Genomic DNA, 23440 nt, shown 5'->3' with positions numbered 1-23440 from the left:
TGTGAGCGGGTGCGGGAGCCGACGGGACGCCGTTGAAGAGATTTCGGTCACCCGGCAGGATCGCGGCATGACGGAGCGACAGAGGGACCGGCGGAGCGCGGAGGGCGGAGCGCGCGCCGGGGACCGCCCGCAGCGAGTGAGGGAACGGCAGGAGCGGCAGGACAGGGCCGTGAGCGACGAGGAGACGTGTGCCTGGGCCGCCCTCGTCGGGGCGGCCCGCCGGACCGTCTCGGACGGGCTCGTCGTCGGGACCTCCGGCAACGTCTCGGTGCGGGTCGGGGAGACCGTGCTGGTCACACCGTCGGGAGTGCCCTACGACCGGCTGACGCCGGACGACGTCACCGGCGTCGACCTCACCGGCCGACAGGTCCTCGGCACCCTGGCCCCGACCAGCGAGCTGCCCATGCATCTCGCGGTGTACCGCACGACCGGCGCCCGCGCGGTGGTGCACACGCACGCCGTGCACGCGACGGCCGTCTCCACGCTCGTCGACGAACTCCCGCTGATCCACTACATGGCCGCCGCGCTCGGCGGACCCGTCCGGGTGGCTCCCTACGCGACGTACGGCACTCAAAAGTTGGCCGAGAACATGCTGCGCGCCCTCGAGGACCGCACCGGCTGCCTCCTCCAGAACCACGGCACCGTCACCCACGGCACGACCCTCGACCAGGCCTACGACCGCACCGCCCAACTGGAGTGGATGTGCAGGCTCTGGCTGACCGCCTCGTCCGTCCCCGGCCACTCCCCGAACCTCCTGTCGGTCGGCCACCTGACGGAGGTCACCGACCGCCTGCGAAGCTACGGACAGCGCGGCTGACCTGCCCGGCCGGTGGGCGGGGCGGAGCCCTCAGCCCTGAACCGACGGAGGTCACGGACCGTCCACGGGTCCCGGACGAGCGGCGCGGCGGGCCTGCCCGGCGCCGGAGGCGGGGGAGGGGCGGTGGCCTCTTCCGGAGCGGCCGGGTGACGCGGGGCGACGCCCTGGCGACCCGGTGTACCGGTGCCTCGGTGACCCGCGCCCCGGTGTCCCGGTGGTTCGGGCCCCTGACCGTCGCTGGGGTGGCCGGTCGGCCGGTCGGCCTGGACACTGGGTGGGTGCGTACTGCCAGAGCGACGGCCGCTGCCGTCACCGCCGTGATAGGGGCTTCCGTCGCCGCGGTGGCGGTCGGCCGGGTCGCCAGCGACGCCGCCCTCAAGGCGCCACCGGGCAGGCCCCTGCCCACCGAGCCCCGGCTCACCGTGCACGGCACCGCCGCCGGTCAGATCACCCTCACCCGGCACCTCGCCACGCTGCGGCCCGGCCGCTACGGCCTCGCCGGTGACGGCACCCACGCGGTCGTCGGACCCGTCCTGGACGGCGTCCCGGACTCCGCCGACACCGTCGTACGCCGCCTGGAACGCGTCGTACGGGGCACCCTGGACCCCGGCGACCGGGTTTGGCTCACCCCGAACCTCTACGTCGGCGACCCGGGGACCGCCCTGGGCCTGGACCACACCGACGTCGACGTCCCCGGCGAACTCGGCCCTCTCCCCGCCTGGTTCGTCCCGGATGTCCGGGACACCTGGGTGCTCGCGGTGCACGGCCTCGGCACCACCCGGGAACAGGCCATGAACCTCATGGAATTCCTGCACCGCCACCACTTCCCGGTGCTCGCCCTCACCTACCGGGGCGACCGGGGCGCACCGCGCTCGCCCGACGGCCTCAACCACCTGGGCGAGACCGAGTGGCGCGACCTCGACGCGGCGATCCGGTACGCGGTGGACGCCGGTGCCCGGCAGGTCGTCCTGCTCGGCTGGTCCATCGGCGCGACCATGGCGTTGCGCGCCGCCGCCCGTTCCACACTGCGCGACCACGTCGCCGGGCTGGTCCTCGACTCTCCGGTGCTCAGCTGGGAATCGACGCTGCGCGCCCTCGCCGCGGCCCGCCGCACCCCCGGAGCGCTGCTGCCGCTGGCTGTCCGCGCCGCCCAGGGCCGCACCGGCCGCCACGGCGACCACCACGGAGGCCATCGTCCCGGCACCCCGGGGCCGGAGCGCGTCGGCATTCCCACCCTGATCATCCACGGCCCCGGCGACACCGTGGCCCCCTGGCAGCTCTCGCACCGGCTGGCCGCCGCCCAGCCCAACACGGTCATCCTGCACACGGTCGCGGACGCGCCGCACGGCGCCATGTGGAACGCCGACCCGCACACCTATGAAGAGGCGCTGCGCCGCTTCCTCACCCCTTTCATGTGATCGTCCGGCCCGTACCGTCCTGTCCGGCCCGTACCGTCCTGTCCGGCCCGTACCGTCCTGTCCGGCCCGTACCGTCCTGTCCGGCCCGTACCGTCCTGTCCGGCCCGGCGCGGCCCGTCCGGCCCGCGCCCGCCGGTCCCGCGGGCCGTCGCCGGGGATTCCGCTCCACGGCGTGTTCCCGGCGTGCTTCCGGCGTGTCCCCGCCCGCCCCGGCCCGTTTCCTTCCTCCGACTGCCCCCGCGCCCCTGTGCGTTGACCGTCCCCCTCGCCGCCTGTGGCATTCCGTTTGGGTTTTCGGACCGTCAACCGCGAGACTGCACCCGTGACGTCCCGTATCCCGCGCGACTCCAGGCTTCGACTTGTCCGCCCGCGACCCCTGGCCGCCGCCCCCAGGGCGATGAACCAGCAGCGGTCGCGCCGCCCTGCGCCACGCCCACCGGAAGGCACACCGGCTCCCGCGGAGCTGGCCCGAATGGCGCGCTCCGGTCTGGCCGGCGCGGCCCGCGTCGCCCGCTGGGCCGACGCAGCCCTGGGCCCCGGCCGGGGCAGCGCCACGGCCGCCGGCCGGGCCATCCTCTCCGACACGACCGTCGGATGGGCGGCCGACGACCTGGGCCTGACGCCGGCCCAGGTCCGCGCCGACTGGGACACGGCCCGGCTCGCCGGCCTGATCGAGGTGCACGGCGACACCGCCCGCCCCGGCTGGCGGCTGCGCGCCTGGGACCGTGACGACAGTGCCGTCCTGCGTGGCTGGGTCGCCCTGTTCGACGCCTGGTCGCTCGCCCACCCGGAACCCGAGGACCACGGGCCCGCCGCCGTGGGCGAGGTCGTCTCGGCCATGCCGCAGGTCCTCTCCTTCCTCCAGCTCTCGGCCGGCCCGGTCCCCGTCCCGCAGCTCCTCGACCTTCTGCAGCAGCGGGTCACCGAACTGCGTACGGAGCGCTACGAGGTCGACTACGGGCCCCGCTCCTCCGGCACCGCGCACCCCGAGCGTTCGCCCGAGCCCGAGTTCGGACCGGCCGTGCCCGCCCTCGCCCTCGCCGGGCCGGGGGCCGACGACGTTCCGCTCGCCCCGCTTCTCGACTGGGCCCTGTGCGCCCTCGCCGCCGTGGGCGCCCTCACCTACGGCGAGGGGCAGGCCACCCTCACCCCACTCGGCAGCTGGGCGGTCTGGGTCAAGCTGGAGCAGATCTGCGTCGCCGCCCAGAGCCCCGCCGGGAACATCGAGCAGGGCGCCGAGGACATGCTCCGCGGCTGCGCCCAGCTGCGCCCCAACGCGGCCCGCGCCGAGTACCGCGCCTGGCTCGCCGCCCGTCCGGTGGGCAGTGCCGTCACCGAACTGCTCGACGCCGCCCGCGGGGAGGACGCCCTCCTGCGCGGCCTCGCCTTCGAGGCGCTGCGGGTCGTCGGTGCCCCCGCCGAACCCGAGGTCCGTGCCGTGCACGACGAGCCGACGCTGCGGCCCTACGCCCTGCTGTGGCTGGCCGAGCACGAGGGCGCCGACCCCGAGGACGCCCACGAGGTCCTCACCCGGGCGGAGGCCACCTGGCTGTGGGTGGACACCGCCGCCGCGGTCGCCGACCACGGGGAGGCCCCGCTGCTGGTGCGGCATCTGGAGTCCGCGGTCCAGCCGACCGTTCCCGCGCTGCTGAACGAGGTGTGCGCCGTCGGACACCCGCGGACCGTCCAGGTTCTGGTCGCCCTCGCTGCCGCGCATCCCGACCCGGCCTTGGCCAAAGCCGTCCGCCGGGCCGCCTTCCAGGTGCACACCGGAGGCTGACACCGGCACCGCGCACGAACCGCCCGCGCTTCGCAGGGCCGGCCCGCCCCGGCGGACCGGCCCGAGCCGAATACCCCCGCAGGACCGCCCGCGCGACCCTGCGGGCCGTCGGCCCCGCCGTTTTCGGGCCCTCGGCGCGGCCCCCTTCCGGACGCAGCCCTCCCCGCTCCTCGTTCACGCCCGGCTCCCCGTTCACGCTCCGCTCTCCGTTCAGGCCCCGGTCTCGGGCGCGTACGTGCCGAAGCTCCAGACGTTGCCCTCGATGTCGCGGGCCATGTAGTCCCGCGAGCCGTAGTCCTGGTCCGTCGGGGGCATCAGGATCTCCGCGCCCTGCTCCACCGCCCGCCGGTGATGCGCGTCGACGTCGTCCACGGCGATGTGGACACCGACCGGGCCCGAACCCTCCATCGCCTTGTCGAACGCGCTGCCGGTGCCCTTGGAACCCAGCATCACCGCGCCGTTGCCCTGCACCAGCTCGGCGTGGGCCACTCCGCCGCCCCCGTCCTCGTACACCGACAGCTCGGTGAACCCGAAGGCCTCGGTGAGCTGCCGGATCGCCGCCTTCGCATCCGCGTACAGCAAGGTCGGAAAGATGCTCGGACGCCCGCCGCCCGTGCCTGCCATGGTCATCACTCCTCGTGTCCCACAACCGGACAATCGCCGGAAGATCGCCAGAAATTCGACCTGTCGCTCAGTCTGGCATCCACCACCGACAACGCGGCCCGGTCCGACCGGGCGCCCGGCACCGCACATCCGCATGCCGGGAAAGAGGTTGCGCGGCCCCGTTAGAATGGCTTCCATGGCCATTCTCCTCGCGCATTAGACGGCGGGAACGCCCTCAGCCACCCACCGCCACCCAACGCCCTGGAGCCTGTCCGTGATCTCCGCCTCCGGCATCGAGCTGCGCGCCGGTGCCCGTGTTCTCCTCGAGAGCGCCACCTTCCGTATCGCCAAGGGCGACCGCATCGGCCTGGTCGGCCGCAACGGTGCCGGCAAGACCACCCTCACCAAGGTCCTCGCCGGCCTGGGCGTCCCCGACGCCGGCGCCGTCACCCGCTCCGGCGAGGTCGGCTACCTCCCCCAGGACCCCCGCACCGGCGACCTCGACGTGCTCGCCCGCGACCGCGTCCTGTCCGCCCGCGGCCTGGACACCCTGATCCGCAAGATGCGCGAGAACGAGCAGCGCATCGCGAACGGCCAGGGCACCACCCGCGAGAAGGCGCTGCGGCAGTACGAGCGCCAGGAGACCGAGTTCCTCACCAAGGGCGGGTACGCGGCCGAGGCCGAGGCCGCCACCATCGCCGCCGCGCTGAACCTGCCCGACCGGGTGCTCGGCCAGCCGCTGCACACGCTCTCCGGTGGTCAGCGCCGCCGTATCGAGCTGGCCCGCATTCTCTTCTCCGACGCGGACACCCTCCTGCTCGACGAGCCGACCAACCACCTCGACGCCGACTCGATCGTCTGGCTGCGCGACTACCTCAAGACCTACCGCGGCGGCTTCATCGTCATCTCCCACGACGTCGACCTGGTCGAGACGGTCGTCAACAAGGTGTTCTATCTGGACGCCAACCGCTCCACGATCGACATCTACAACATGGGCTGGAAGCTCTACCAGCAGCAGCGCGAGGCCGACGAGAAGCGCCGCAAGCGCGAGCGGCAGAACGCCGAGAAGAAGGCCGCCACCCTCAACGCCCAGGCCGACAAGATGCGCGCCAAGGCCACCAAGACCGTCGCCGCGCAGAACATGGCCCGCCGCGCGGAGCGCCTGCTGTCCGGCCTCGAAGGCGTCCGCCAGGCCGACAAGGTCGCCAAGCTGCGCTTCCCCGACCCGTCCCCCTGCGGCAGGACCCCGCTGACCGCCGAGGGCCTGTCGAAGTCGTACGGCTCGCTCGAGATCTTCACCGACGTCGACCTGGCCATCGACAAGGGCTCCCGCGTCGTCATCCTCGGTCTCAACGGCGCGGGCAAGACCACCCTGCTGCGCCTCCTGGGCGGAGTGGAACAGCCCGACACCGGCATGGTCGTACCCGGCCACGGGCTCAAGATCGGGTACTACGCCCAGGAGCACGAGACCCTCGACCGGGACCGCACGGTGCTGGAGAACATGCGCTCCGCCGCGCCCGACATGGACCTCGTCGAGGTCCGCAAGGTGCTCGGTTCGTTCCTGTTCTCCGGTGACGACGTCGACAAGCCCGCCGGTGTCCTCTCCGGCGGGGAGAAGACCCGCCTCGCGCTCGCGACCCTCGTGGTCTCCTCGGCGAACGTGCTCCTCCTCGACGAGCCCACCAACAACCTCGACCCGGCCAGCCGCGAGGAGATCCTCGGCGCGCTGCGCACCTACAAGGGCGCCGTGGTTCTGGTCACGCACGACGAGGGCGCCGTCGAGGCGCTCCAGCCGGAGCGGATCATCCTGCTGCCGGACGGCATCGAGGACCTGTGGGGCGCCGACTACGCGGACCTCGTCGCCCTCGCCTGAGCGACCCCCGGGCCGACCGGCCGCAGACCACGGCCGGTCACCGGCGTGATCCACCGTGTATGGATCATTCGGCCCATCGGTGATCCATCATTCGTGTGAGATCTCCTCGTACCCAGGTGTGTCCTGCACCGATTTCGCGGCCGAGCCCCCAGTTGTCCGGGGCTCGGCCGCCACACCTTTCTGACCTGGTATTTCGCGGCGGAACGCGTCCGGTGGTGCGCCCGACACTCCGTGGAATCTCTTGTTCCGTATGTGGGGATGCACTCCTGTCGTCACAACCTTGTCGCACGGACCTTGCCGAATGGGTGGCCATCGGGCCCAAGAGGGGTGATCATGAGGGGACCAGAGCGCACTTCCCATGAGGAGGCACGGGTGGCCGAGACTCTGAAGAAGGGCAGCCGGGTAACCGGCGCCGCGCGCGACAAGCTCGCGGCAGACCTGAAGAAAAAGTACGACGCCGGTGCGAGCATCCGGGCATTGGCCGAGGAGACCGGCCGCTCGTATGGCTTTGTGCACCGCATGCTCAGCGAATCGGGCGTCACGCTCCGAGGGCGTGGCGGGGCGACCCGGGGCAAGAAGGCCGCTTCGGCCTGACCCCTGGGCGCCCACGATCCGAGGTGGCCACCCGGTCGGCCGACAGGCCGGGCGGGTGGTTACTGTGCAGTCACTTAGCTGTGCCGCAGGGCGGGCCCGGTCCCGCCGTACGGTACGGAGGACGACCGCACCCATCGGAGGCGCCCCATGGCTTCGCCCGCCCAGGACCTCGGTCCCGTACTCGACAAGGACGGCGTACGGCTCACCGTCGACGACGCGATCGCCACGGTGACGCTGACCAACCCGGCCAAGCGCAACGCGCAGAGCCCCGCTCTGTGGCGCGCGTTGACCGAGGCGGGCCGGCTGCTGCCGGGTTCCGTGCGGGTCGTGGTGCTCCGCGGTGAGGGCAAGTCCTTCTCCGCCGGTCTCGACCGGCAGATGCTCACCCCCGAGGGAATCGAGGGCGATCCGTCGTTCGTCGAGATGGCACGCGGCAGCGAGGCCGGCCTCGACGCGACCATCGCCACCTACCAGGAGGCGTTCACCTGGTGGCGGCGCAGCGACATCGTGTCCATCGCGGCCGTGCAGGGGCATGCCATCGGAGCCGGTTTCCAGCTGGCCCTCGCCTGCGACCTGCGGGTCGTCGCCGACGATGTCCAGTTCGCCATGCGCGAGACCAGCCTGGGACTCGTCCCGGACCTGACCGGCACGCATCCGCTGGTCGGGCTCGTCGGGTACGCCCGCGCGCTGGAGATCTGTGCGACCGGGCGGTTCGTCACGGCCGAGGAGGCCGTGAACACCGGACTCGCCAACATCGCCGTACCCGGTGACGAACTGGACGGAGCGGTACGGGACCTCGCCGCGGCGCTGCTCGCCGCACCCCGGGACGCCGTGATCGAGACGAAGGCGCTGCTGAGCGGGGCCGTGGAGCGTACGTACGAGGAGCAGCGAGTCGCCGAGCGCGCGGCTCAGGGCCGCCGGCTGCGGGACCTGGCCGGCCTCGGCGAATGAACGGGCCCGGGACGCGCTGAGGAGCGTCAGTCGACCGCTGTGACCAGGACCGCCACCGTCGGACGATCCGGCAGGGCGGCCGACACCGCCGAACGGACCGACCGGGCCACGTCCAGGGCCCGGTGGTCCGCCCCGACGGCGAGATCCACGCGCGCGTGACGACCGGCCAGGGCGACACCGTCGGGTGCCTGCGGTGACGGCGCGAGGTGCACCGCCCGGCCGAGCGCGCCCGTCAGCCGGGACACCCCCGGTACGGCGAGCGCCGCGGCGGCGACCCGGTCCTCGTCGGACCCACCGGAGTCCGGGGCATCGGACGGAGCAACGGCCGGCCCCTCGGACGGAGCAGCGGCCCGGCTCTCGGACGGAGCAGCGGCCGGTCCATCGGCCGGTCCGTTCGCTGTGTCCCGCGCCCTGCTCTCCGCTGCCGGGCCCGCCGCCGTCCCGGCCTCCGCGTCCAGCAGCTCCGTCACCCCCAGGTCCACCTCCGTCACCACCAGCCCGATCCGCTCCGCCGCGGCCCGCGACAACACCGCCCGCAGCCGGTCCGCCGTCACCGGCAGAGGCTCCGCCGCCGTGGCCGCGAACCGGGCCGTCACCCGCAGCGAGCCCGGTGGCAGGGCGCTGGGCGGAGCGGGCACCACCGGCTCCACGGCGTCCTCCGGAGCGGCGAGCGCGATCCGCAGACCGTCCAGGCGCAGGCCCGGCTCGGCCCGTGCCACCGCGTGTCGCAGAACCGCTCCGGCGGCCCGCTCGAAGATCCACGCGCCGTCGCGCGGTCCGCCCAGAGGCAGAAGCCTGCCCAGTCCCAACTGCTGCCGCACTGTCCGAGTCCATCGGTCCGCCGTCATTCCTCCAGCCTGCCGTATCCCTGGCGCGCAACCACGCATCGGCGCATACGGTGGTCCTGTGGACGACGATCGGAAGGGACGTACGGCGATGAGCGACATCACGGACGGCGGCTCGACGCGGGCCGCGGATCTCGAGAAGACCGGGCCGGACACCTCCGCGCGCAGGGGCCCGGGCACCCGGCGCGGCGGAGGCGATGCCGCCACGCGTGGCCGCACCACGATCGCCGACGGCGTCGTGGAGAAGATCGCGGGCCTCGCCGCGCGGGACGTGCTCGGGGTGCACGCCATGGGCAGCGGCCTGTCCCGCACCTTCGGGGCGGTGCGCGACCGGGTGCCGGGCGGATCGAAATCGGTGACCCGTGGTGTGAAGGCCGAGGTCGGTGAGGTGCAGACCGCGCTCGACCTGGAGATCGTCGTCGACTACGGCGTGTCCATCGGCGATGTCGCCAGGGCCGTACGGGAGAACGTCGTCGCGGCGGTCGAGCGGATGACGGGCCTCGAGGTGGTCGAGGTCAACATCGCGGTGAGCGACGTGAAGCTGCCGGACGAGGAGGACGAGGAGCCGGAGAGCCGCCTCCAGTGAGAAACCGGACGGTGAACGGGGCCCGGGACCGCGAGAACGGCGAACCGCTGAGCAACTGAGGAGCGCACCATGAGCATGGCCGTGGTCGGCATGATTGCCGGCATGGCGCTGGGCTTCGCCGGATATTTCGGCGGATTCGGAGCCTTCCTGCTGGTGGCGGCCCTGGGGGCCGTCGGTTTCGTCGTCGGGCGATTCCTCGAGGGAGACCTGGAGTTCGGCGACTTCTTCCGTCCCCGTAACGATCGGCGGCGGTGACACCGGTGAGACCGGTGGGACCGGTGAACACGGCGGAGGGTGAGGCCGACGGTGCCCCGGGCCTCGTGCCGCCGCGTGAGCGCGGCGCGACCAGGATCGCCGACCGGGTGGTCGCGAAGATCGCCTCCCAGGCGGCCCGCGAGGCGGTCGGACCGCTGCCCCGGGACGCCGAGCCGCCGTACGCCACGGTCGTCGTCCACCACGACGACACCGCGCGGGTCCGCGTCCATGTCGAACTCGGCTACCCCGGCGACATCGGCGGCCGGTGCGGACGGGTACGCCGCCAGGTGACCGAACGGGTGTCCGGACTGACGGGCATGCAGGTACCGGAGGTCGCCGTCCAGGTGGAACGGCTGCACCCGGCGGGGCCCGACGAGTTCCACGGGAGGACCCGATGAGCGAAACCGGGCCCGGCGAGGTCACCACGGGCACCGTCCTGGAGAAGGCACAGCCGCCCGCGCCGGACGACGACACCGTGGGCAGCGGGGTCCGGCGCTTCTGGTCGGCGCGCAGGATTTCCGCCGGCCTGCTCGCGCTGCTGCTTCTGGCAGTGGCGGCGATGTTCCTGTACGACATCGTCGCGGTGCGCGCCGGCCGGCCCGCGATGAGCTGGCGCCGGGAACTGGCCGACCAGCTGGCCGGGCGGCCCCTGGACGACATCTGGGTGCTGCTGGGCGCCGGTGTTGCCACCGTCCTCGGTCTCTGGCTGCTCCTGCTGGCCCTCACCCCCGGGCTGCGGTCCCTGCTCCCGATGCGCCGCACCCACCCCGACGTACGCGCCGGTCTCGACCGCGACGCGGCGGCGATGGTCCTGCGGGACCGGGCCATGGAGACCGCCGGGGTGCGGTCGGTACGCGTACGGGTGACCCGCAGGCGGGCCGACGTCCGCGCGGTGTCGCATTTCCGTGAACTGGACGACGTGCAAGCCGACCTGCGCGCGGTGCTCGCCGACGCGGTCGGACGGATGGCGCTGTCCCGGCCGCCGGTACTGGCGGTACGGGTGCGGCGCCCCGGACGGAAGGGGTGAGGGCGGTGGTCAGGGTCGTCAACCGTGTCCTGCTCGGCATCGTGGGCCTGCTGCTGGTCGCCATCGGCGGGTCCGTCCTGGCCGTCGGACTGGGGGCACCCGCGCCCTCCTGGTGGCTGCACGACGGACGGCACGACGTCCTGCTGGACGAGGCCGAGCGGACCCGGTGGCGGGACGAGGGCTGGTGGTGGCCGGTCGTGATCGCCACGCTCGCCGTCCTCGTCCTGCTCCTCCTGTGGTGGCTGATCGCGGTACTGCGCAGGCGACGGCTCGCCGAGGTGTTCGTCGACACCGGCGACGGTGACGACGCGGTGCTGCGCGGCCGGGCGCTGGAGACCGCCCTCGCCCAGGAGGCGGGCCGGCCGGTCGGCGTCGAACAGGCCCACGTACGGCTGACCGGCCGCCGCGGCATCCCGCGGACCCGCGTCCACCTCCTCCTGGAACCCCACGCCGACCCCGGCACCGCGCTGGACACCCTCACCACCGGAGCCCTGGCCCACGCCCGCGAGTCGGTGGGTCTCACCACCCTCCCGGCCGAGGTCCGCCTCAGTGCGGTCAAACACCGGGCAGAACGGGTCAGTTGAGCGCCCCGGCGCATTCACCGGTTCCCCGCGAAGACGCGCGGGCACTCCGCGGGCATCCCGCTCCCGCCGGCGTGCCCGCGGGCGGCCCGGCCGATGATCCTCACACCCGGGTGCACTGACCTTCGCCTGGATGCACCGGGCTCCACCTGAGTCCGCGGCGTACATCCGCGCCGCCCGCTGACGGCTCCGTCGGTCTTCCGATGTTGGCTCAAAAGACGCTTTCCCTTGGCCATTGACTATAGACATCACTGTACATACGCTCGGCCTCATGTTCACGGTTGTCCCTATGCAATGAGGTGGGCGCATGGTCAAGGTGGCGGTTGTCGGAAGCTATGGGGCCGGGCTGACCATGCGGTTGCCCAGGTCACCCGCCGCGGGCGAGACCGTCTCGGGCGGGGTGTTCTCGCCGGGGCCCGGGGGCAAGGGAAGCAATCAGGCCATCGGTGCCGCCAGGCTCGGCGCGCAGGTCTCCCTGCTGACCGCCGTCGGTGACGACGACTTCGGGCGGGCCGCTCGCGCACTGTGGCGCGAGGAAGGCGTCGCGGCGGATCACGTCCTGACGGCCGGAGCCCCGACGATGGTCGGCTTCATCCTGGTCGAACCGTCCGGGGAGAACCGCATCAGCATCGCCCCCGGCGCCCTGGACGAACTGGACGCGGCCGCCGTGGAGTCGTTCCACGCCGAGATCGCCGCGGCCGACATCCTCGTGGTCTCCATGGAGATCCCCGAGGCGGCCGTCGCCGCGGCGCTGCGCGCGGGCCGTGACGCGGGAACCACGACTCTGCTCAACCCGGCGCCCGCCCGCCCACTGCCCGACGACCTCTGGCCGCTGATCGACGTGATCACTCCCAACCAGACCGAGGCCCCGGTGCTCCTCGGACTCCAGGAGGGTCACGGACTGGACGACGAGGAACTGACGCACCGTCTGTGCGCGCTCACCGGCGGCGCCGCGGTCCTCACCCGGGGCGGAGAGGGAGCACTCGTCGCACAGGCGGGAGCCACGACACGGATCCCGCCGCACCCGGCCAGGTCCGTCGTCGACACCACCGGCGCGGGCGACTCCTTCACCGCCGCGCTCGCCGTCACCCTCGCCGAGGGGCGCCCCCTCACCGAGGCGGCGCACACCGCCGGGGTGGCCGGCGCCCACACCGTGACCATCGCCGGGGTCATTCCCGCACTGCCGACCCGAGACCAGCTGAATGCCCTGATTGGAACCGAACGATGACCACGACCACCGCGCCCGCGCAGCGGCAGTTCGCACTTCCACTGCGCAGAATGCTGCACGCTCGTGAGTCCGGTGTCTTCGCCGCGCTCGTCCTGCTCTTCGTGCTGGGCAGCATCCTCTCGCCGAGCTTCGCCCAGTCCGACAACCTGCTCTCGGTCGGTCAGCAGGTGTCCCAGATCGGCATCATGGCCATCGGCGTGACCTTCGTGATCCTCAACGGGGAGATCGATCTGTCCGTCGGTTCCACCTACGCCCTGTCGGCGATCTCGACCGGCATCCTGATCTCGGACGGCTGGAGCTGGGGCCTGGCGGCGTTCGTCGGACTCGCCGTCGGCGCGGTGGCCGGACTGTTCAACGGTCTGGCGGTGGTCGTACTCGGTGTGCCGTCGTTCATCGTCACCCTCGGCACGCTCAGCGTGTTCCGCGGCGCTGCCCTGCTCATCTCCGACGGCGCCCCGATCTCCCTCAGCTCCTCGCAGGCGGGCGTCGCGGACTTCAACCTGCTGGGGCAGGGCCTCCTGTTCGGCGTCGTCCCGATGCAGTTCGTGTTCTTCGCCGTCATCGCCGTGATCGGCGCGGTGCTGCTGTCCCGTTCCCGCTTCGGCTTCAACACCTACGCCGTCGGCGGCAACCAGGAAGCCGCCCGGCTCGTCGGCGTCAACGTCAAGCGGGTCAAGCTGACCGCGTTCGTCCTCTCCGGATTCACCGCCGGACTCGCGGGCGTCCTCGGCCTGTCCTTCCTGTCCTACGTCCAGGGCGTCACCGGCCAGGGCATGGAACTCACCGTGATCTCCGCGGTCATCATCGGCGGCGCGGCGCTGTTCGGCGGCTCCGGCACCATCTGGGGCACCGTCATCGGTGTCGCCTTCATCGGTCTGCTCCAGAACATCCTCAACGTCAAGGGGATCTCCTCCTTCTGGCAGACCGTCGTGACCGGCCTGGTCATCGTCGCCGCGGTCGCCGCCGACACCTGGCAACGCCGGCGCAAGTCCCGCGCCTGACCGCCGTCTTCCTCCCCTTCCGTCCAGACCCTCCCGACCACCTGCGCCCCGGCCGCGCACACGCCCCGAACAGCCGGCCGCACAACAGCGGCCGCCGAGGAGCGCCCCCGGACCGCTGTCCCCAGCGACACCCCGTGACAAAGGAGTCTTGCCGTGTCCTCTCGTCCCACCCTCCGAAGCCTCGTCGCCGTGGCCACCGCCACCACCGTCCTCGGCCTCACCGCCTGCGGCGCCGTCACCTCTGCCGACAGCGCGGGTACCGACGACGGGTTCAAGCTCGCCGCCCACGTCCAGCAGCGCATCGACGACGGCAAGCCGCTGCGGATCAAGCTCAGCTACCACGACCCGTCCCTGGCCTTCGCCACGCCCATCGGCGCGGGCATGAAGAAGGCGGGCAAGGAACTCGGCGTCGAGGCGAGCCTGATCGGGCCCACCGGCGGCGACGCGGCCAAGCAGGTCTCCGAGATCCAGACGCTGCTGCAGCAGAAGGCCGTCGACGGCCTCGCCGTCTCCTCCGCGTCCAGCGACGCCCTCAAGCCCGTCATAGCCCAGGCGTACAAGGCCGGTGTCCCCGTCGTCTCCTTCAACACCGACAACCCGGACTCGGAGCAGATGGGCTTCGTCGGCCAGGACCTCAAGGCTTCGGGCAAGGCGCAGGCCGAGCGGCTCCGCGAGGAACTCGGCGCCGACGCCAAGGGCAAGGTCGTCGTCTTCTCGGTGGACACCGGCGCCGGCTGGTCCCACGACCGGTTCGGCGGATTCGAGCAGGGCATGTCCGGGAGCGGCCTGGAGATCGTCGGCCCGGTCAACGTCGGCAACGAGCCCAGCGCCGCGTACAACACCGTCGAGTCCACGATGTCCGGGCAGTCCGGCGTCGTCGCGGTCGCGGGTCTCGACTGCTGCTCCACGACCGCCGCCGCCAAGTGGGTGGCGGGCGCGAAGAAGCAGGACGCCGTCACCGTCGGCGGTTTCGACCTGCTGCCGCAGACCGCCGAGTACCTCCAGAGCGGCGTGGTCGACTTCACGATCAGCCAGAACCCGACCGAGCAGGGCTACCAGGCCGTCAAGGTCCTCCACGACTTCCTCGACGAGGGCACGGAGATCAACGGCGTGAACACCGGGGCCCAGTTCGTCACCCGGGACAACCTCGGTGAAGCGACGGTGGAGAAGTGACCGTCGCGCCCCAGGCCACCACGGCCGTCGAGGTACGCGGACTGTCCCGCAGCTTCGGCCCGGTGCGCGCCCTGTCCGACGTCTCCTTCGACGTCCCCGCAGGCGAGGTCACCGCGCTGCTCGGGGAGAACGGCGCGGGAAAGTCCACCCTGCTCAAGATCCTCGCCGGTCTCCAGCCGCCCAGCGAGGGCACCGTCACCGTCTTCGGGGAGCAGGTGACCTCCTTCGACCCCAGCACCATGCTGGACCGGCACGGCGTCGCGATCGTCCCCCAGGAGCTGTCGCTGCTGCCCGACCGCAGCGTCGCGGAGAACGTCCTGAGCGGTATGGAACCGGGAAACCGCTGGTTCCCCTCCCGCGGCCGGATGGCGGAGCGCACGGCCGAGATCCTGGCCCGCCTGGACCTGGCCCTGGACCCCGCCACACCCGTCGGGTCGCTGGACCTGGCCACCCAGCAGCTCGTCGTGGTGGCCCGGTCCGTCGCCCGGGGCTGCCGGGTCCTGATCCTGGACGAGCCGACCGCGATGCTCACCCCCGCCGAGGCGGAGCGGCTGTTCACCCTGATGGACGGTCTCAAGGCGGACGGCACCACCCTGCTCTACGTCTCCCACCGCATGCCGGAGGTCTTCCGGCTGGCCGACCGCATCGAGGTGCTGCGCGACGGCTCCCACGTCGCCTCCTGGCGGAACTCCGAGACCACCCCCGACCAGGCGGTCGCCGCCATGGTCGGCCGCCGCCTCGGCCACTTCGAACGGCGCCCCGACCACCGGCCCGACCCCGGTGTCGCGCCCGCCCTGCGCCTGGCCGGGCTGACCGGCCGCCGGCACCGGGACGTGTCCCTGGAGATACGGCCCGGCGAGATCCTCGGTGTGGCCGGTCTGCCGGACTCCGGGCGGGTGGAACTGCTGCACAACATCTTCGGCGGCGACCGCGGCACCGGCGGCGCGGTGGAACTCCTGGGCGAGCCCTACCAGCGGCGCAACCCCGTCGCCAGCGTCGGCCGCCGCCTGGCGTTCGTCCCCGGCGAGCGCCGCGCCCAGGGCCTGCTGACGACCATGAGCGTCGGCGACAACGTGAGCGCGCTGACCACGGAGCGGCTGAGCCGGTTCGGACTGCTCCGCCGCCGGGCCCTCGACCGGCAGGCCACCGAACAGGCACAGCGCATGCGGGTCAAGACCGCCACCATGGAGCAGCCCATCACCAGCCTCTCCGGCGGCAACCAGCAGAAGGTGGTCCTCGGCCGCTGGCTGGCGATCGACCCGGCCGTGCTGATCCTCGACGAACCCACCCGCGGGGTGGACGTCGGAGCGAAGGCGGAGATCTACGAGCAACTGTTCGGGCTGGCGGAGAAGGGCCTCGCGATCCTCTGCTCCTCCTCGGACCTGCCCGAACTGCTCACCCTGACCGACCGGATCGTGGTGATGAGCGAAGGCCGCGTCGCCGGCATCGTGCCGTCGGCCGAGGCGACCGAGGAATCGATCATGACCTTGGCGACCGGAGCGGTGCCGGCCGCCTGAGCACCAACTTCCCCACCACAGAAGGGAACGACCATGAAACGACACGGCATCCTCAACGCCGAACTGAGCGGGGCCCTGGCCACCCTCGGTCACACCGACCTCCTGCTGGTCGTCGACGCGGGCTTCCCCGTTCCCCGGGACGCCCACCGCGTCGACCTGGCGATCGCGGAGAACCTTCCGGACCTGCGGACCGTGCTCGGGCTGATCGCCGACGAACTCGTCGTCGAGGGCGTGGTGCGGGCCGAGGACGTCCCCACCCGGCACCCCCGGCTCGACGCCTGGCTGCGCGAGAGGTTCTCCGGCGCCGAGTTCACCACCCGGCCGCACGCCGAGGTGCTCGGCGAACTGGCCCGCCAGGCCAAGGTCGTCGTCCGCACCGGCGCCTTCGAACCCTGGGGCAACATCGGCCTGTTCTGCGGTGTCGACGCGCCCCGCTGGTTCGACAAGGAGGACGTCGACGTTCCTCCGGAGTACGCCTCCAAGCTCTGATCCCCCGGGATCCGACGTCGTGGGCGCCGGACCGTTCCGCCGCCCGCACCACCCCCACCCTTCAGGGAGACAACCCGTGTCCGAGACCGTGACGACCCCCACCGCCGAACTGAAGCTCAGCCCGGCCGAGCTGGCCCCCTACATCCAGCACACCCGTATCGAGCCCGACGCCACCCGCGACGACATGGTCGCCCACGCGCAGGAGGCCGTCACCTACGGCTTCAACGCCGCGATGGTCCCCGCCTCCTGGCTCCCCGTCGTGGTCGCCGAACTGCGCGGCACCGGTATCGAGGTCGCCTCCGCCCTGGACTTCCCCACGGTCGGCGTCATGACCAGCGCGGGCAAGGCCGCCGAAGCGGCCGAGATAGCCCGGCTCGGCGCCACCCAGCTCGACATCGGCGTACAGGTCGGCTGGCTCAAGAGCGGCAAGTACGATGAGTTCCGCGAGGACATCGCGGGTGTGGTCCGCGCCTTCGGAGGCCCCGTCAAGGTCATGCTGGAGCTGCCGCTGCTCAGCGCGCAGGAGAAGGAGGCCGCCGTCGAACTGGCCATGGAGGCCGGTGTCGCCTACCTCAAGAACGCCAGCAGCGGACAGATCGAGACGGCCGGCCCGGACAGTGTCCGCTACCTTGTCGACCGGGCCCGTGACGGTGTCCGGGTGAAGGCGTCGGGGTCCATCAAGTCCTACCGCCAGTCCCTGGAACTCCTGCGTGCCGGCGCTTCGTTGCTCGGTACGAGCGCCGGGAAGGCGATCGTCACCGACACCGGCGACGATCACACCGTCAGCTACTGACCAGTCGCCGGGCGGCTGTGACCGACCGGCTGCCGCGCCCCGGCCTCCCACGGCCGGGGCACGGCGTATCCACCGTGGAGAGGAGACGTGTGACCGTGACGGCCGACGAAGGGGGTCTTCCGGGCATCCGGCGCAACGTCCCCACCGCGATCCACGTGCAGATCTCGGAACACATCCGGCTGCGCATCGCGAGCGGTGAGTGGCCGGCGCACTACCGGCTCAAGAGCGAGCCCGAACTGGCCCAGGAGTTCGGCGTCAGCCGCGGCACGGTGCACCGCGCCCTGACGACCCTCATCGAGGAAGGGCTGCTGAGGCAGGTCCGTGGACGCGGCACGTTCGTCACGTCCACGGTCATCGAACCGTCGATCGCCCAGAAGCTGAGCACCCTCTCGGAGGACTTCGCCAGCCAGGGCGTCGTCGCCGCCACCGAAGTGCGGGAGTGTTCCCTGATCACCCCGCCCCGGCCGGTCGCCGCCCTGCTCGACCTGACCTCCCCCGACGCCCGGGTACTGCGCCTGGTGCGGGTGCGTACGATCCCCGAAGGCCCGGTCGCGCTCCTGTTCAACTTCGTGCGGGCCGACCTCGCGCCCGGCATCGAGCGGGCGGACTTCACGTCCTCGAGCCTCTTCGGCGAGCTGGAGGGCACGTTCGGTCTCCGGATCGCCACCGCCCGCCGCACGTTCAGCGCCGAGGCGGCCACCGAGGAGACCGCCGCCGCCCTGGCCGTGGAACAGGGCAGCCCGGTGCAGTACCTCCAGCAGGTCACCTATCTGGACGACGGGCGGCCGGTGGAGTACTCCGACGTGTGGATCCACAGCGGCCGACTGCGTGTGACCTCGCTCCTGATGCGTCGCTGACCGGACCGTTCCGCGCGGCCCCGCCTCCGGAACGGCCCTCAGAACCCGTGCCGTACCCCGCCGTCCACCGGGACCATGACGCCCGTGACGTAGGAGGCGGCCGGGGAGAGGAGGAAGGCCGCGGCGCGGCCGAACTCCGCAGGGGTGCCGTAGCGGCGCAGCGGGATGCGGGACTGGGCCGCCTGGCGGGTGGCCTCCGGGTCGGCGGAGAGGGAGTCGAGCTCACGGACGCGGTCCGTGTCGATGCGTCCCGGGAGCACACCCACGACACGGATGCCGCGGGGGCCCAGCTCGTCCGCGAGGGACTTGGCGAAGCCGGCCAGCCCAGGGCGCAGCCCGTTGGAGATGGTCAGGCCGGGCAGCGGCTCGTGCACCGAGCCGGACAGCACGAAGCCGATGACACCGCCCTCGCCCAGCTCCGCCGCGGCGGCCCGGGCCAGCCGCACCGCGCCCAGGAACACCGACTCGAACGCCGACTGCCACTGCTCGTCGGTGGTGTCGGCCACGAACCCGGGCGGGGGACCGCCCACGCTGACGAGGATGCCGTCGAAACGGTGGAACCGCTCACGCGCGGTCGCGATCAGCCGCGCCGCCGCCTCGGGGTCGGCGTTGTCGACCACCACGCCGACCGCGTCCGGCCCCAGATCGGCGGCCGCCTCGGCGACGCTCTCGCGCTCCCGTCCCGTGACGACCACCTTCGCGCCGTCCGCGACCAGCTCGCGTGCGGTGGCGTTGCCCAGCCCGCGGGTCGCCCCGGTGACGACGTACACCCGGTCCTTCAGTCCAAGATCCATGGCCCCTATCCTGCCTCCTCACCTGCGAACAGGGCGAGAGCGGTGTTCACCAGACCGATGTGACTGAACGCCTGCGGGAAGTTGCCCAGCAGCCTCTCGCCGACCGGGTCGTACTCCTCCGCCAGCAGACCCACGTCGTTGGCGAGTCCCAGCAGCCGTTCGAACAGCTCGCGCGCCTGAGCCGTCCGGCCCGTCATGTGCAGGGCGTCCGCGAGCCAGAACGAGCACACCAGGAAGCTGCCCTCCACACCGGGCAGACCGTCGACGTCGGTACCGGCCGGGGTGTAGCGGCGCACGAACCCGTTCTGTCCCAGCTCCGTGTGGATCGCGTCGACGGTGCCGAGCACCCGGGGATCGTCGGGCGGCAGAAAGCCCACCCGGGGGATCAGCAGCAGCGCGGCGTCGAGTTCCCGCGAGCCGTAGGACTGCGTGAAAGTGTTCCGCTCGGGGTCGTACCCCTTCTCGCACACGTCACGGTGCACCTCGTCGCGCAACGCGCGCCAGTCCTCGAGGTCGCTCTCCACGTCGCCTTCGAGGTCCGGGTTCTCCTCCAGGAGACGCACGGCACGGTCGGCGGCCACCCACACCATCACCTTGGAGTGCACGAAGTGCCGCCGGCCGCCGCGTACCTCCCACAGCCCCTCGTCCGGCTGCCGCCAGGCCGACCGTAGGAAGTCCAGCAGCACCCTCTGCAGCGCCCACACGTCCGGGTGCGGGGACAGACCCGACCGCCGGGCCAGTGCCAGCGAGTCCACGACCTCGCCGTACACGTCCAGCTGGAGCTGGTTGACGGCGTTGTTCCCGACCCGCACCGGAGTGGCGCCGTCGAAGCCGGACAGCCACGGCAGTTCGGTCTCGGGCAGCCGCCGCTCGCCCGCCACCCCGTACATGATCTGAAGATCCGCCGGGTCGCCCGCGACTGCGCGCAGCAGCCAGTTGCGCCACGCCTCCGCCTCCTCCTGGTAGCCGGCCGCCAGCAGCGCGCTCAGGGTCAGCGTGGAGTCGCGCAGCCAGCAGAAGCGGTAGTCCCAGTTGCGCACCCCGCCCGGTTCCTCCGGCAGCGAGGTGGTGGGCGCGGCGACGATGCCGCCCGTCGGCGAGTAGGTGAGCGCCTTGAGTGTGATCAGGGACCGCACGACAGCGTCCCGGTACGGCCCGTCGTAACGGCAGCGGGACGCCCACGCGCGCCAGTCGGCGATGCTGTGCCGCAGCGAGGAGTACGGATCCACCAGCGGCGGGCGCGGCTCGTGGGACGGGTGCCAGGTGAGGACGAACGCGACCCGCTCGCCCGGCGCGACCGTGAACTCGGAGTGCGTGCCGAGGTCCTCGCCCCAGGTGGGCACCTCCGGCACACTGCGCAGCCACGCCGAGTCCGGCCCGGCGACCGCCACCCGGTGGCCGTCCGCCCTGCGCACCCAGGGCACCACCGAGCCGTAGTCGAAGCGCAGCCGGAGCGTGCTGCGGACGGTCACCTCGCCACGGACGCCCTCGACGATACGCACCAGGTCGGGCGCGCGGTCGCGCTGCGGCATCAGGTCCGTGACACGCACCAGGCCCTCGTCGGTCTCCCATTCGGTGTCCAGGACGAGGGTGTCCCGGCGGTAGGCGCGGCGCGTGTACCGCTCGGCGCCCACGGGCGCGATGCGCCAGTGGCCGTTGTCCTCGTCGCCGAGCAGCCGGGCGAAGCAGGCGCCGGAGTCGAAGCGGGGCAGGCAGAGCCAGTCGACGGAGCCGTCCGCGCCCACCAGGGCAGCGGTCTGTTCGTCGCCGATGAGCGCGTAGTCCTCGATACGGTGCACGAGGTGCGGATGCCCGGCCACCGGGTGCGGCAATCAGGGCGGAGCCGGGTGAGTGACGGGCTACACCGCCGCGGGTTCGGTGTCCTCCGCGTCCTCGGCGTCCGCCTCCCGCTCCGCCTTCTCCGCCCGCTCCCGGACCTCGCGGCGGACGAGGACGACCCAGCCCACGGGGACGCCCGCGGCGAACAGCCACCACTGGACGGCGTATGCCATGTGGATGCCGGTCTCGTCGTGCTCGGGCGAGGCGATGGGCTCCAGGATGTCGCCGCCCGGCCCGGGGTCGGTCAGGTCGACGTAGCCGCCCAGGACCTCCTTGCCGAGACGGTCGGCCTCCAGCTCGCTGTTGATCAGCATGATCTGCCGGTCCGGCAGGCCCTGGAGGTTCTTGATGCCGCTGTCCTCGGTCGTCTGGTCCTGCATCAGCCGCCCGGTGATGGTGAGCTCGCCCCCGGGCGGTGCGGGAACCTTCGGGAACGCGGTCTGGCTCGGACCGTCCGAGGGGATCCAGCCCCGGTTGACCAGCAGGACCTTGCCGTCGTCGAGGACGAAGGGGGTCAGGACGTGATAGCCGACCTCCTCGTCCGCGTTGGTGCGGCGGCGCACGACGACCTCGTCGGAGGCGTCGAAGCCGCCCTTGGCCGTCACCCTGCGGTACAGGTGGTCACCGTCGACCTTCGCCCCGGGCGCGGTCAGCGACTCGACGGGGACCGGCTTCGCCGCCAGGGAGTCGGCGATCACCTGGTTCAGCGCGACCCGGCGCTCGTGACGGTGCAACTGCCAGAAGCCCAGCTCGACCATCGTCGGGATGAGCACGAGCGCCAGCAGAGTGAGGATCACCCACTGGCGGGACAACAGGAAGCGGTACACCCCACGACCGTACAACCAGGGCCGGGGGGTGCATTGAGGCGGGTACGTCCGCACGCCCGGCCGAGGATTCCGTCCCGACCCCACCGAGACCGGCCGGACGGGAATTCCTGAGCCGGTGGAGCCGCAGCGACTCCCTCAGAGGCCGCAGCGACTTCCTCCGGGGCCGCTGCGCCGACCGGGTAGAACCTTCGGGCAGCAGCCCCCGTCGGCTTGCCAGTGCCCCACCCGGCCCCAACGATGCGCTTTATGACACGTTGCGAAGTGTGCGGGAACGACTACGCGCTGGCGTTCACCGTCACGACCCAGGACGGTTCCGCCCATGTATTCGATTCGTTCGCCTGTGCGATTCATCGCATGGCCCCGATCTGTGAGCACTGCCGGGTGCAGATCATCGGGCAGGGCGTCGAGGTCGACGGCCACTGGTACTGCGGAGCGCACTGCGCCCGCGCGGAAGGGAAGGCCGGCATCGTGGACAAGGTCGGCAGCGCGAGCGGTTAGGGCCCCTCCGGCGGCCCGGGCGTACGGGGTCAGCTCTCCGGCGCGGGCTCGACGTCGTGCAGCAGCTGTCCGAACGCCGCCTCGTCCATGACCGGAGTGCCGTACTGCCGGGCCTTGACCACCTTGGACGTGCCCGAGTCCGGATCGTTGGTGACCAGGAGACTGGTCAGCCGGGAGATGCTGGTGGCGACATGCAGCCCGGCCTCGGTCGCCCGGTCCTCCAGCAGGTCCCGCTCCACGGAGGTGTCGCCGGAGAAGGCGACCCGCATGCCCTGCTCGAGGGGCTTGCCCGGCTCGTACCGGCCCGGGTTGGGGTACGGGCACGCCGGCCGCTTGCGGGACGGACGCCAACCGGTGGGCCGGTAGCCGCTCCCGTGGCCCGCCCCCTGCCCCACGCGGGGCCGGTCCGTCCACTCCGTCAGCGGCAGGCACTCGTGCAGCGGCAGCCGTACGCCGCGCGCCGCCGCGGTCCGCAGACTGGGCCGGAAGGCCTCTGCCAGCACCCGCGCGTCGTCCAGCGCGTGGTGCGCGCGCTGCTGGACCACGCCGAAGTGCGCGGCGAGCGACTCCAGTTTGTGGTTGGGCAGCGGCAGCGCGAGCTCCTTGGAGAGGGCGATCGTGCACAGCCGCTGCTTCACCGGCGCCTGCGCGCGGGCGCGCGCGTACTCGCGGGCGATCATCTGCCAGTCGAAGACGGCGTTGTGCGCGACGAGCACCCGGCCCTCCAGCCGGGTGGCGAACTCCCCGGCGATGTCGGTGAAGAGGGGTGCCCCTCGGAGCGCCTCGCTCGTCAGACCGTGGATCCACACGGGGCCGGGGTCCCGCTCCGGGTCGATCACCGTGTACCAGTGGTCCTCCACCTCGCCGCGGGCGTCCAGCTGGTAGACGCCCGCCGAGATGATGCGGTCGTCCCGGGCCAGCCCCGTGGTCTCCACGTCGACGACCGCGTATCCCTGCGGATACGCGGACGGCCACGCGGTGGGGGAGGACGCTTCGGTCGTGAGGTCTTCGAGCATGGTTCACGAGGATACGGGCCCCCGCCGACAGCGCTGCCCGTCAGGCATCGCGAGGGGCACGCCCGTTCGGTGCAGGGA

General features: G+C 72.3%; 25 protein-coding genes. 19 read left to right on the top strand and 6 right to left on the bottom strand.

Annotated features, from left to right (window positions below):
- Nucleotides 1–67: 67 nt before the first annotated feature.
- The 3 genes from ACFYQA_RS06835 (at nucleotide 68) to ACFYQA_RS06825 (ending at nucleotide 4015) form a co-directional block, all read left to right on the top strand.
- Nucleotides 68–817: a class II aldolase/adducin family protein gene (locus tag ACFYQA_RS06835; protein WP_388912559.1), complete on the top strand. Its 750-nt coding sequence runs from the start codon at nucleotides 68–70 to the stop codon at nucleotides 815–817.
- A 278-nt stretch (nucleotides 818–1095) separates the two neighbouring features.
- Nucleotides 1096–2235, top strand: a complete 1140-nt coding sequence (locus ACFYQA_RS06830; protein ID WP_388912556.1) for an alpha/beta hydrolase family protein — start codon at nucleotides 1096–1098, stop codon at nucleotides 2233–2235.
- A gap of 322 nt (nucleotides 2236–2557) precedes the next feature.
- Nucleotides 2558–4015, top strand: a complete 1458-nt coding sequence (locus tag ACFYQA_RS06825; RefSeq protein WP_388912554.1) for a hypothetical protein — start codon at nucleotides 2558–2560, stop codon at nucleotides 4013–4015.
- A 210-nt stretch (nucleotides 4016–4225) separates the two neighbouring features.
- Here ACFYQA_RS06825 and ACFYQA_RS06820 read toward each other — a convergent pair whose 3' ends face one another.
- Complete coding sequence (locus ACFYQA_RS06820) at nucleotides 4226–4639, bottom strand: VOC family protein (protein ID WP_388912551.1); 414 nt, start codon at nucleotides 4637–4639, stop codon at nucleotides 4226–4228.
- Nucleotides 4640–4892: 253 nt separating this feature from the next.
- On the opposite strand from ACFYQA_RS06820, the gene abc-f reads away from it, so the two are divergent.
- The 3 genes from abc-f to ACFYQA_RS06805 all read left to right on the top strand — a co-directional run bounded on the left by abc-f (nucleotide 4893) and on the right by ACFYQA_RS06805 (nucleotide 8036).
- Complete coding sequence (abc-f, locus tag ACFYQA_RS06815) at nucleotides 4893–6491, top strand: ribosomal protection-like ABC-F family protein (protein ID WP_388912548.1); 1599 nt, start codon at nucleotides 4893–4895, stop codon at nucleotides 6489–6491.
- 372 nt (nucleotides 6492–6863) lie between these two features.
- Nucleotides 6864–7085 (top strand): helix-turn-helix domain-containing protein, encoded by a 222-nt coding sequence (locus tag ACFYQA_RS06810; protein ID WP_018567695.1) that lies wholly within the window; start codon nucleotides 6864–6866, stop codon nucleotides 7083–7085.
- 147 nt (nucleotides 7086–7232) lie between these two features.
- On the top strand, nucleotides 7233–8036 hold the full coding sequence (locus ACFYQA_RS06805; protein ID WP_388912545.1) for an enoyl-CoA hydratase/isomerase family protein: 804 nt from the start codon (nucleotides 7233–7235) through the stop codon (nucleotides 8034–8036).
- 26 nt (nucleotides 8037–8062) lie between these two features.
- On the opposite strand, the gene ACFYQA_RS06800 is transcribed toward ACFYQA_RS06805, so the two are convergent.
- Complete coding sequence (locus ACFYQA_RS06800) at nucleotides 8063–8884, bottom strand: nucleopolyhedrovirus P10 family protein (RefSeq protein WP_388912542.1); 822 nt, start codon at nucleotides 8882–8884, stop codon at nucleotides 8063–8065.
- An 88-nt stretch (nucleotides 8885–8972) separates the two neighbouring features.
- Between ACFYQA_RS06800 and ACFYQA_RS06795 the strand changes: the two genes are divergently transcribed.
- The 12 genes from ACFYQA_RS06795 to ACFYQA_RS06740 all read left to right on the top strand — a co-directional run bounded on the left by ACFYQA_RS06795 (nucleotide 8973) and on the right by ACFYQA_RS06740 (nucleotide 18388).
- Entirely contained in the window at nucleotides 8973–9467 is a 495-nt protein-coding gene (locus ACFYQA_RS06795; protein WP_388913002.1) for an Asp23/Gls24 family envelope stress response protein, read from the top strand.
- Between the two features lie 69 nt (nucleotides 9468–9536).
- Entirely contained in the window at nucleotides 9537–9722 is a 186-nt protein-coding gene (locus ACFYQA_RS06790) for a hypothetical protein (RefSeq protein WP_388912539.1), read from the top strand.
- Nucleotides 9723–9745: 23 nt separating this feature from the next.
- A complete protein-coding gene (locus tag ACFYQA_RS06785; RefSeq protein ID WP_388912536.1) occupies nucleotides 9746–10120 on the top strand; it encodes an Asp23/Gls24 family envelope stress response protein in 375 nt (124 codons plus the stop codon).
- Entirely contained in the window at nucleotides 10117–10749 is a 633-nt protein-coding gene (locus ACFYQA_RS06780; RefSeq protein WP_388912533.1) for a DUF6286 domain-containing protein, read from the top strand. The genes ACFYQA_RS06785 and ACFYQA_RS06780 overlap by 4 nt, the downstream gene beginning before the upstream one ends.
- Nucleotides 10746–11333 (top strand): alkaline shock response membrane anchor protein AmaP, encoded by a 588-nt coding sequence (amaP, locus tag ACFYQA_RS06775; RefSeq protein ID WP_388912530.1) that lies wholly within the window; start codon nucleotides 10746–10748, stop codon nucleotides 11331–11333. The genes ACFYQA_RS06780 and amaP overlap by 4 nt, the downstream gene beginning before the upstream one ends.
- Before the next feature lie 304 nt (nucleotides 11334–11637).
- Nucleotides 11638–12558, top strand: coding sequence for a ribokinase (locus tag ACFYQA_RS06770; RefSeq protein WP_388912527.1), 921 nt, complete (start codon nucleotides 11638–11640; stop codon nucleotides 12556–12558).
- On the top strand, nucleotides 12555–13559 hold the full coding sequence (locus ACFYQA_RS06765; RefSeq protein WP_388912524.1) for an ABC transporter permease: 1005 nt from the start codon (nucleotides 12555–12557) through the stop codon (nucleotides 13557–13559). The genes ACFYQA_RS06770 and ACFYQA_RS06765 overlap by 4 nt, the downstream gene beginning before the upstream one ends.
- 153 nt (nucleotides 13560–13712) lie before the next feature.
- Nucleotides 13713–14732, top strand: coding sequence for a sugar ABC transporter substrate-binding protein (locus tag ACFYQA_RS06760; RefSeq protein WP_388912522.1), 1020 nt, complete (start codon nucleotides 13713–13715; stop codon nucleotides 14730–14732).
- On the top strand, nucleotides 14729–16249 hold the full coding sequence (locus ACFYQA_RS06755; RefSeq protein WP_388912519.1) for a sugar ABC transporter ATP-binding protein: 1521 nt from the start codon (nucleotides 14729–14731) through the stop codon (nucleotides 16247–16249). The genes ACFYQA_RS06760 and ACFYQA_RS06755 overlap by 4 nt, the downstream gene beginning before the upstream one ends.
- 33 nt (nucleotides 16250–16282) lie before the next feature.
- Entirely contained in the window at nucleotides 16283–16738 is a 456-nt protein-coding gene (gene rbsD, locus ACFYQA_RS06750) for a D-ribose pyranase (protein ID WP_055605790.1), read from the top strand.
- Between the two features lie 76 nt (nucleotides 16739–16814).
- Complete coding sequence (gene deoC, locus ACFYQA_RS06745) at nucleotides 16815–17531, top strand: deoxyribose-phosphate aldolase (protein ID WP_388912516.1); 717 nt, start codon at nucleotides 16815–16817, stop codon at nucleotides 17529–17531.
- A gap of 95 nt (nucleotides 17532–17626) precedes the next feature.
- On the top strand, nucleotides 17627–18388 hold the full coding sequence (locus ACFYQA_RS06740; protein ID WP_386395945.1) for a GntR family transcriptional regulator: 762 nt from the start codon (nucleotides 17627–17629) through the stop codon (nucleotides 18386–18388).
- Between the two features lie 38 nt (nucleotides 18389–18426).
- Here ACFYQA_RS06740 and ACFYQA_RS06735 read toward each other — a convergent pair whose 3' ends face one another.
- Genes ACFYQA_RS06735 through ACFYQA_RS06725 form a run of 3 tightly spaced genes read right to left on the bottom strand, consistent with a single transcriptional unit; the run spans nucleotide 18427 to nucleotide 21848 of the window.
- Complete coding sequence (locus tag ACFYQA_RS06735) at nucleotides 18427–19182, bottom strand: SDR family oxidoreductase (RefSeq protein WP_388912512.1); 756 nt, start codon at nucleotides 19180–19182, stop codon at nucleotides 18427–18429.
- Between the two features lie 5 nt (nucleotides 19183–19187).
- Nucleotides 19188–20981, bottom strand: coding sequence for a glycoside hydrolase family 15 protein (locus ACFYQA_RS06730; protein ID WP_388912509.1), 1794 nt, complete (start codon nucleotides 20979–20981; stop codon nucleotides 19188–19190).
- A 60-nt stretch (nucleotides 20982–21041) separates the two neighbouring features.
- A complete protein-coding gene (locus tag ACFYQA_RS06725) occupies nucleotides 21042–21848 on the bottom strand; it encodes an SURF1 family protein (protein WP_388912506.1) in 807 nt (268 codons plus the stop codon).
- A gap of 246 nt (nucleotides 21849–22094) precedes the next feature.
- Here ACFYQA_RS06725 and ACFYQA_RS06720 point away from each other — a divergent pair, with 246 nt between their 5' ends.
- On the top strand, nucleotides 22095–22346 hold the full coding sequence (locus tag ACFYQA_RS06720; RefSeq protein ID WP_388912503.1) for a hypothetical protein: 252 nt from the start codon (nucleotides 22095–22097) through the stop codon (nucleotides 22344–22346).
- A gap of 29 nt (nucleotides 22347–22375) precedes the next feature.
- Here the strand turns inward: ACFYQA_RS06720 and ACFYQA_RS06715 are convergent, their stop codons facing one another.
- Complete coding sequence (locus tag ACFYQA_RS06715; protein ID WP_388912500.1) at nucleotides 22376–23362, bottom strand: DEDDh family exonuclease; 987 nt, start codon at nucleotides 23360–23362, stop codon at nucleotides 22376–22378.
- Between the last annotated feature and the right edge of the window lie 78 nt (nucleotides 23363–23440).

Origin of the sequence: Streptomyces sp. NPDC005774 (assembly GCF_042871645.1) — a bacterium.
GTDB lineage: Bacteria > Actinomycetota > Actinomycetes > Streptomycetales > Streptomycetaceae > Streptomyces > Streptomyces pratens.
The sequence above is the reverse complement of the archived record's forward strand: the minus strand, read 5'-3'. Positions and strand labels throughout refer to the sequence as shown.

Excerpts from the sequence above, each read along its gene's own strand:
- ACFYQA_RS06835 (WP_388912559.1), top strand. The coding sequence starts at position 68 with ATGACGGAGCGACAGAGGGACCGGCGGAGCGCGGAGGGCGGAGCGCGC.
- ACFYQA_RS06820 (WP_388912551.1), bottom strand. The coding sequence starts at position 4,639 with ATGGCAGGCACGGGCGGCGGGCGTCCGAGCATCTTTCCGACCTTGCTG.
- ACFYQA_RS06805 (WP_388912545.1), top strand. The coding sequence starts at position 7,233 with ATGGCTTCGCCCGCCCAGGACCTCGGTCCCGTACTCGACAAGGACGGC.
- ACFYQA_RS06800 (WP_388912542.1), bottom strand. The coding sequence starts at position 8,884 with ATGACGGCGGACCGATGGACTCGGACAGTGCGGCAGCAGTTGGGACTG.
- ACFYQA_RS06795 (WP_388913002.1), top strand. The coding sequence starts at position 8,973 with ATGAGCGACATCACGGACGGCGGCTCGACGCGGGCCGCGGATCTCGAG.
- ACFYQA_RS06790 (WP_388912539.1), top strand. The coding sequence starts at position 9,537 with ATGAGCATGGCCGTGGTCGGCATGATTGCCGGCATGGCGCTGGGCTTC.
- ACFYQA_RS06780 (WP_388912533.1), top strand. The coding sequence starts at position 10,117 with ATGAGCGAAACCGGGCCCGGCGAGGTCACCACGGGCACCGTCCTGGAG.
- ACFYQA_RS06770 (WP_388912527.1), top strand. The coding sequence starts at position 11,638 with ATGGTCAAGGTGGCGGTTGTCGGAAGCTATGGGGCCGGGCTGACCATG.
- ACFYQA_RS06765 (WP_388912524.1), top strand. The coding sequence starts at position 12,555 with ATGACCACGACCACCGCGCCCGCGCAGCGGCAGTTCGCACTTCCACTG.
- rbsD (WP_055605790.1), top strand. The coding sequence starts at position 16,283 with ATGAAACGACACGGCATCCTCAACGCCGAACTGAGCGGGGCCCTGGCC.
- ACFYQA_RS06735 (WP_388912512.1), bottom strand. The coding sequence starts at position 19,182 with ATGGATCTTGGACTGAAGGACCGGGTGTACGTCGTCACCGGGGCGACC.
- ACFYQA_RS06720 (WP_388912503.1), top strand. The coding sequence starts at position 22,095 with ATGACACGTTGCGAAGTGTGCGGGAACGACTACGCGCTGGCGTTCACC.
- ACFYQA_RS06715 (WP_388912500.1), bottom strand. The coding sequence starts at position 23,362 with ATGCTCGAAGACCTCACGACCGAAGCGTCCTCCCCCACCGCGTGGCCG.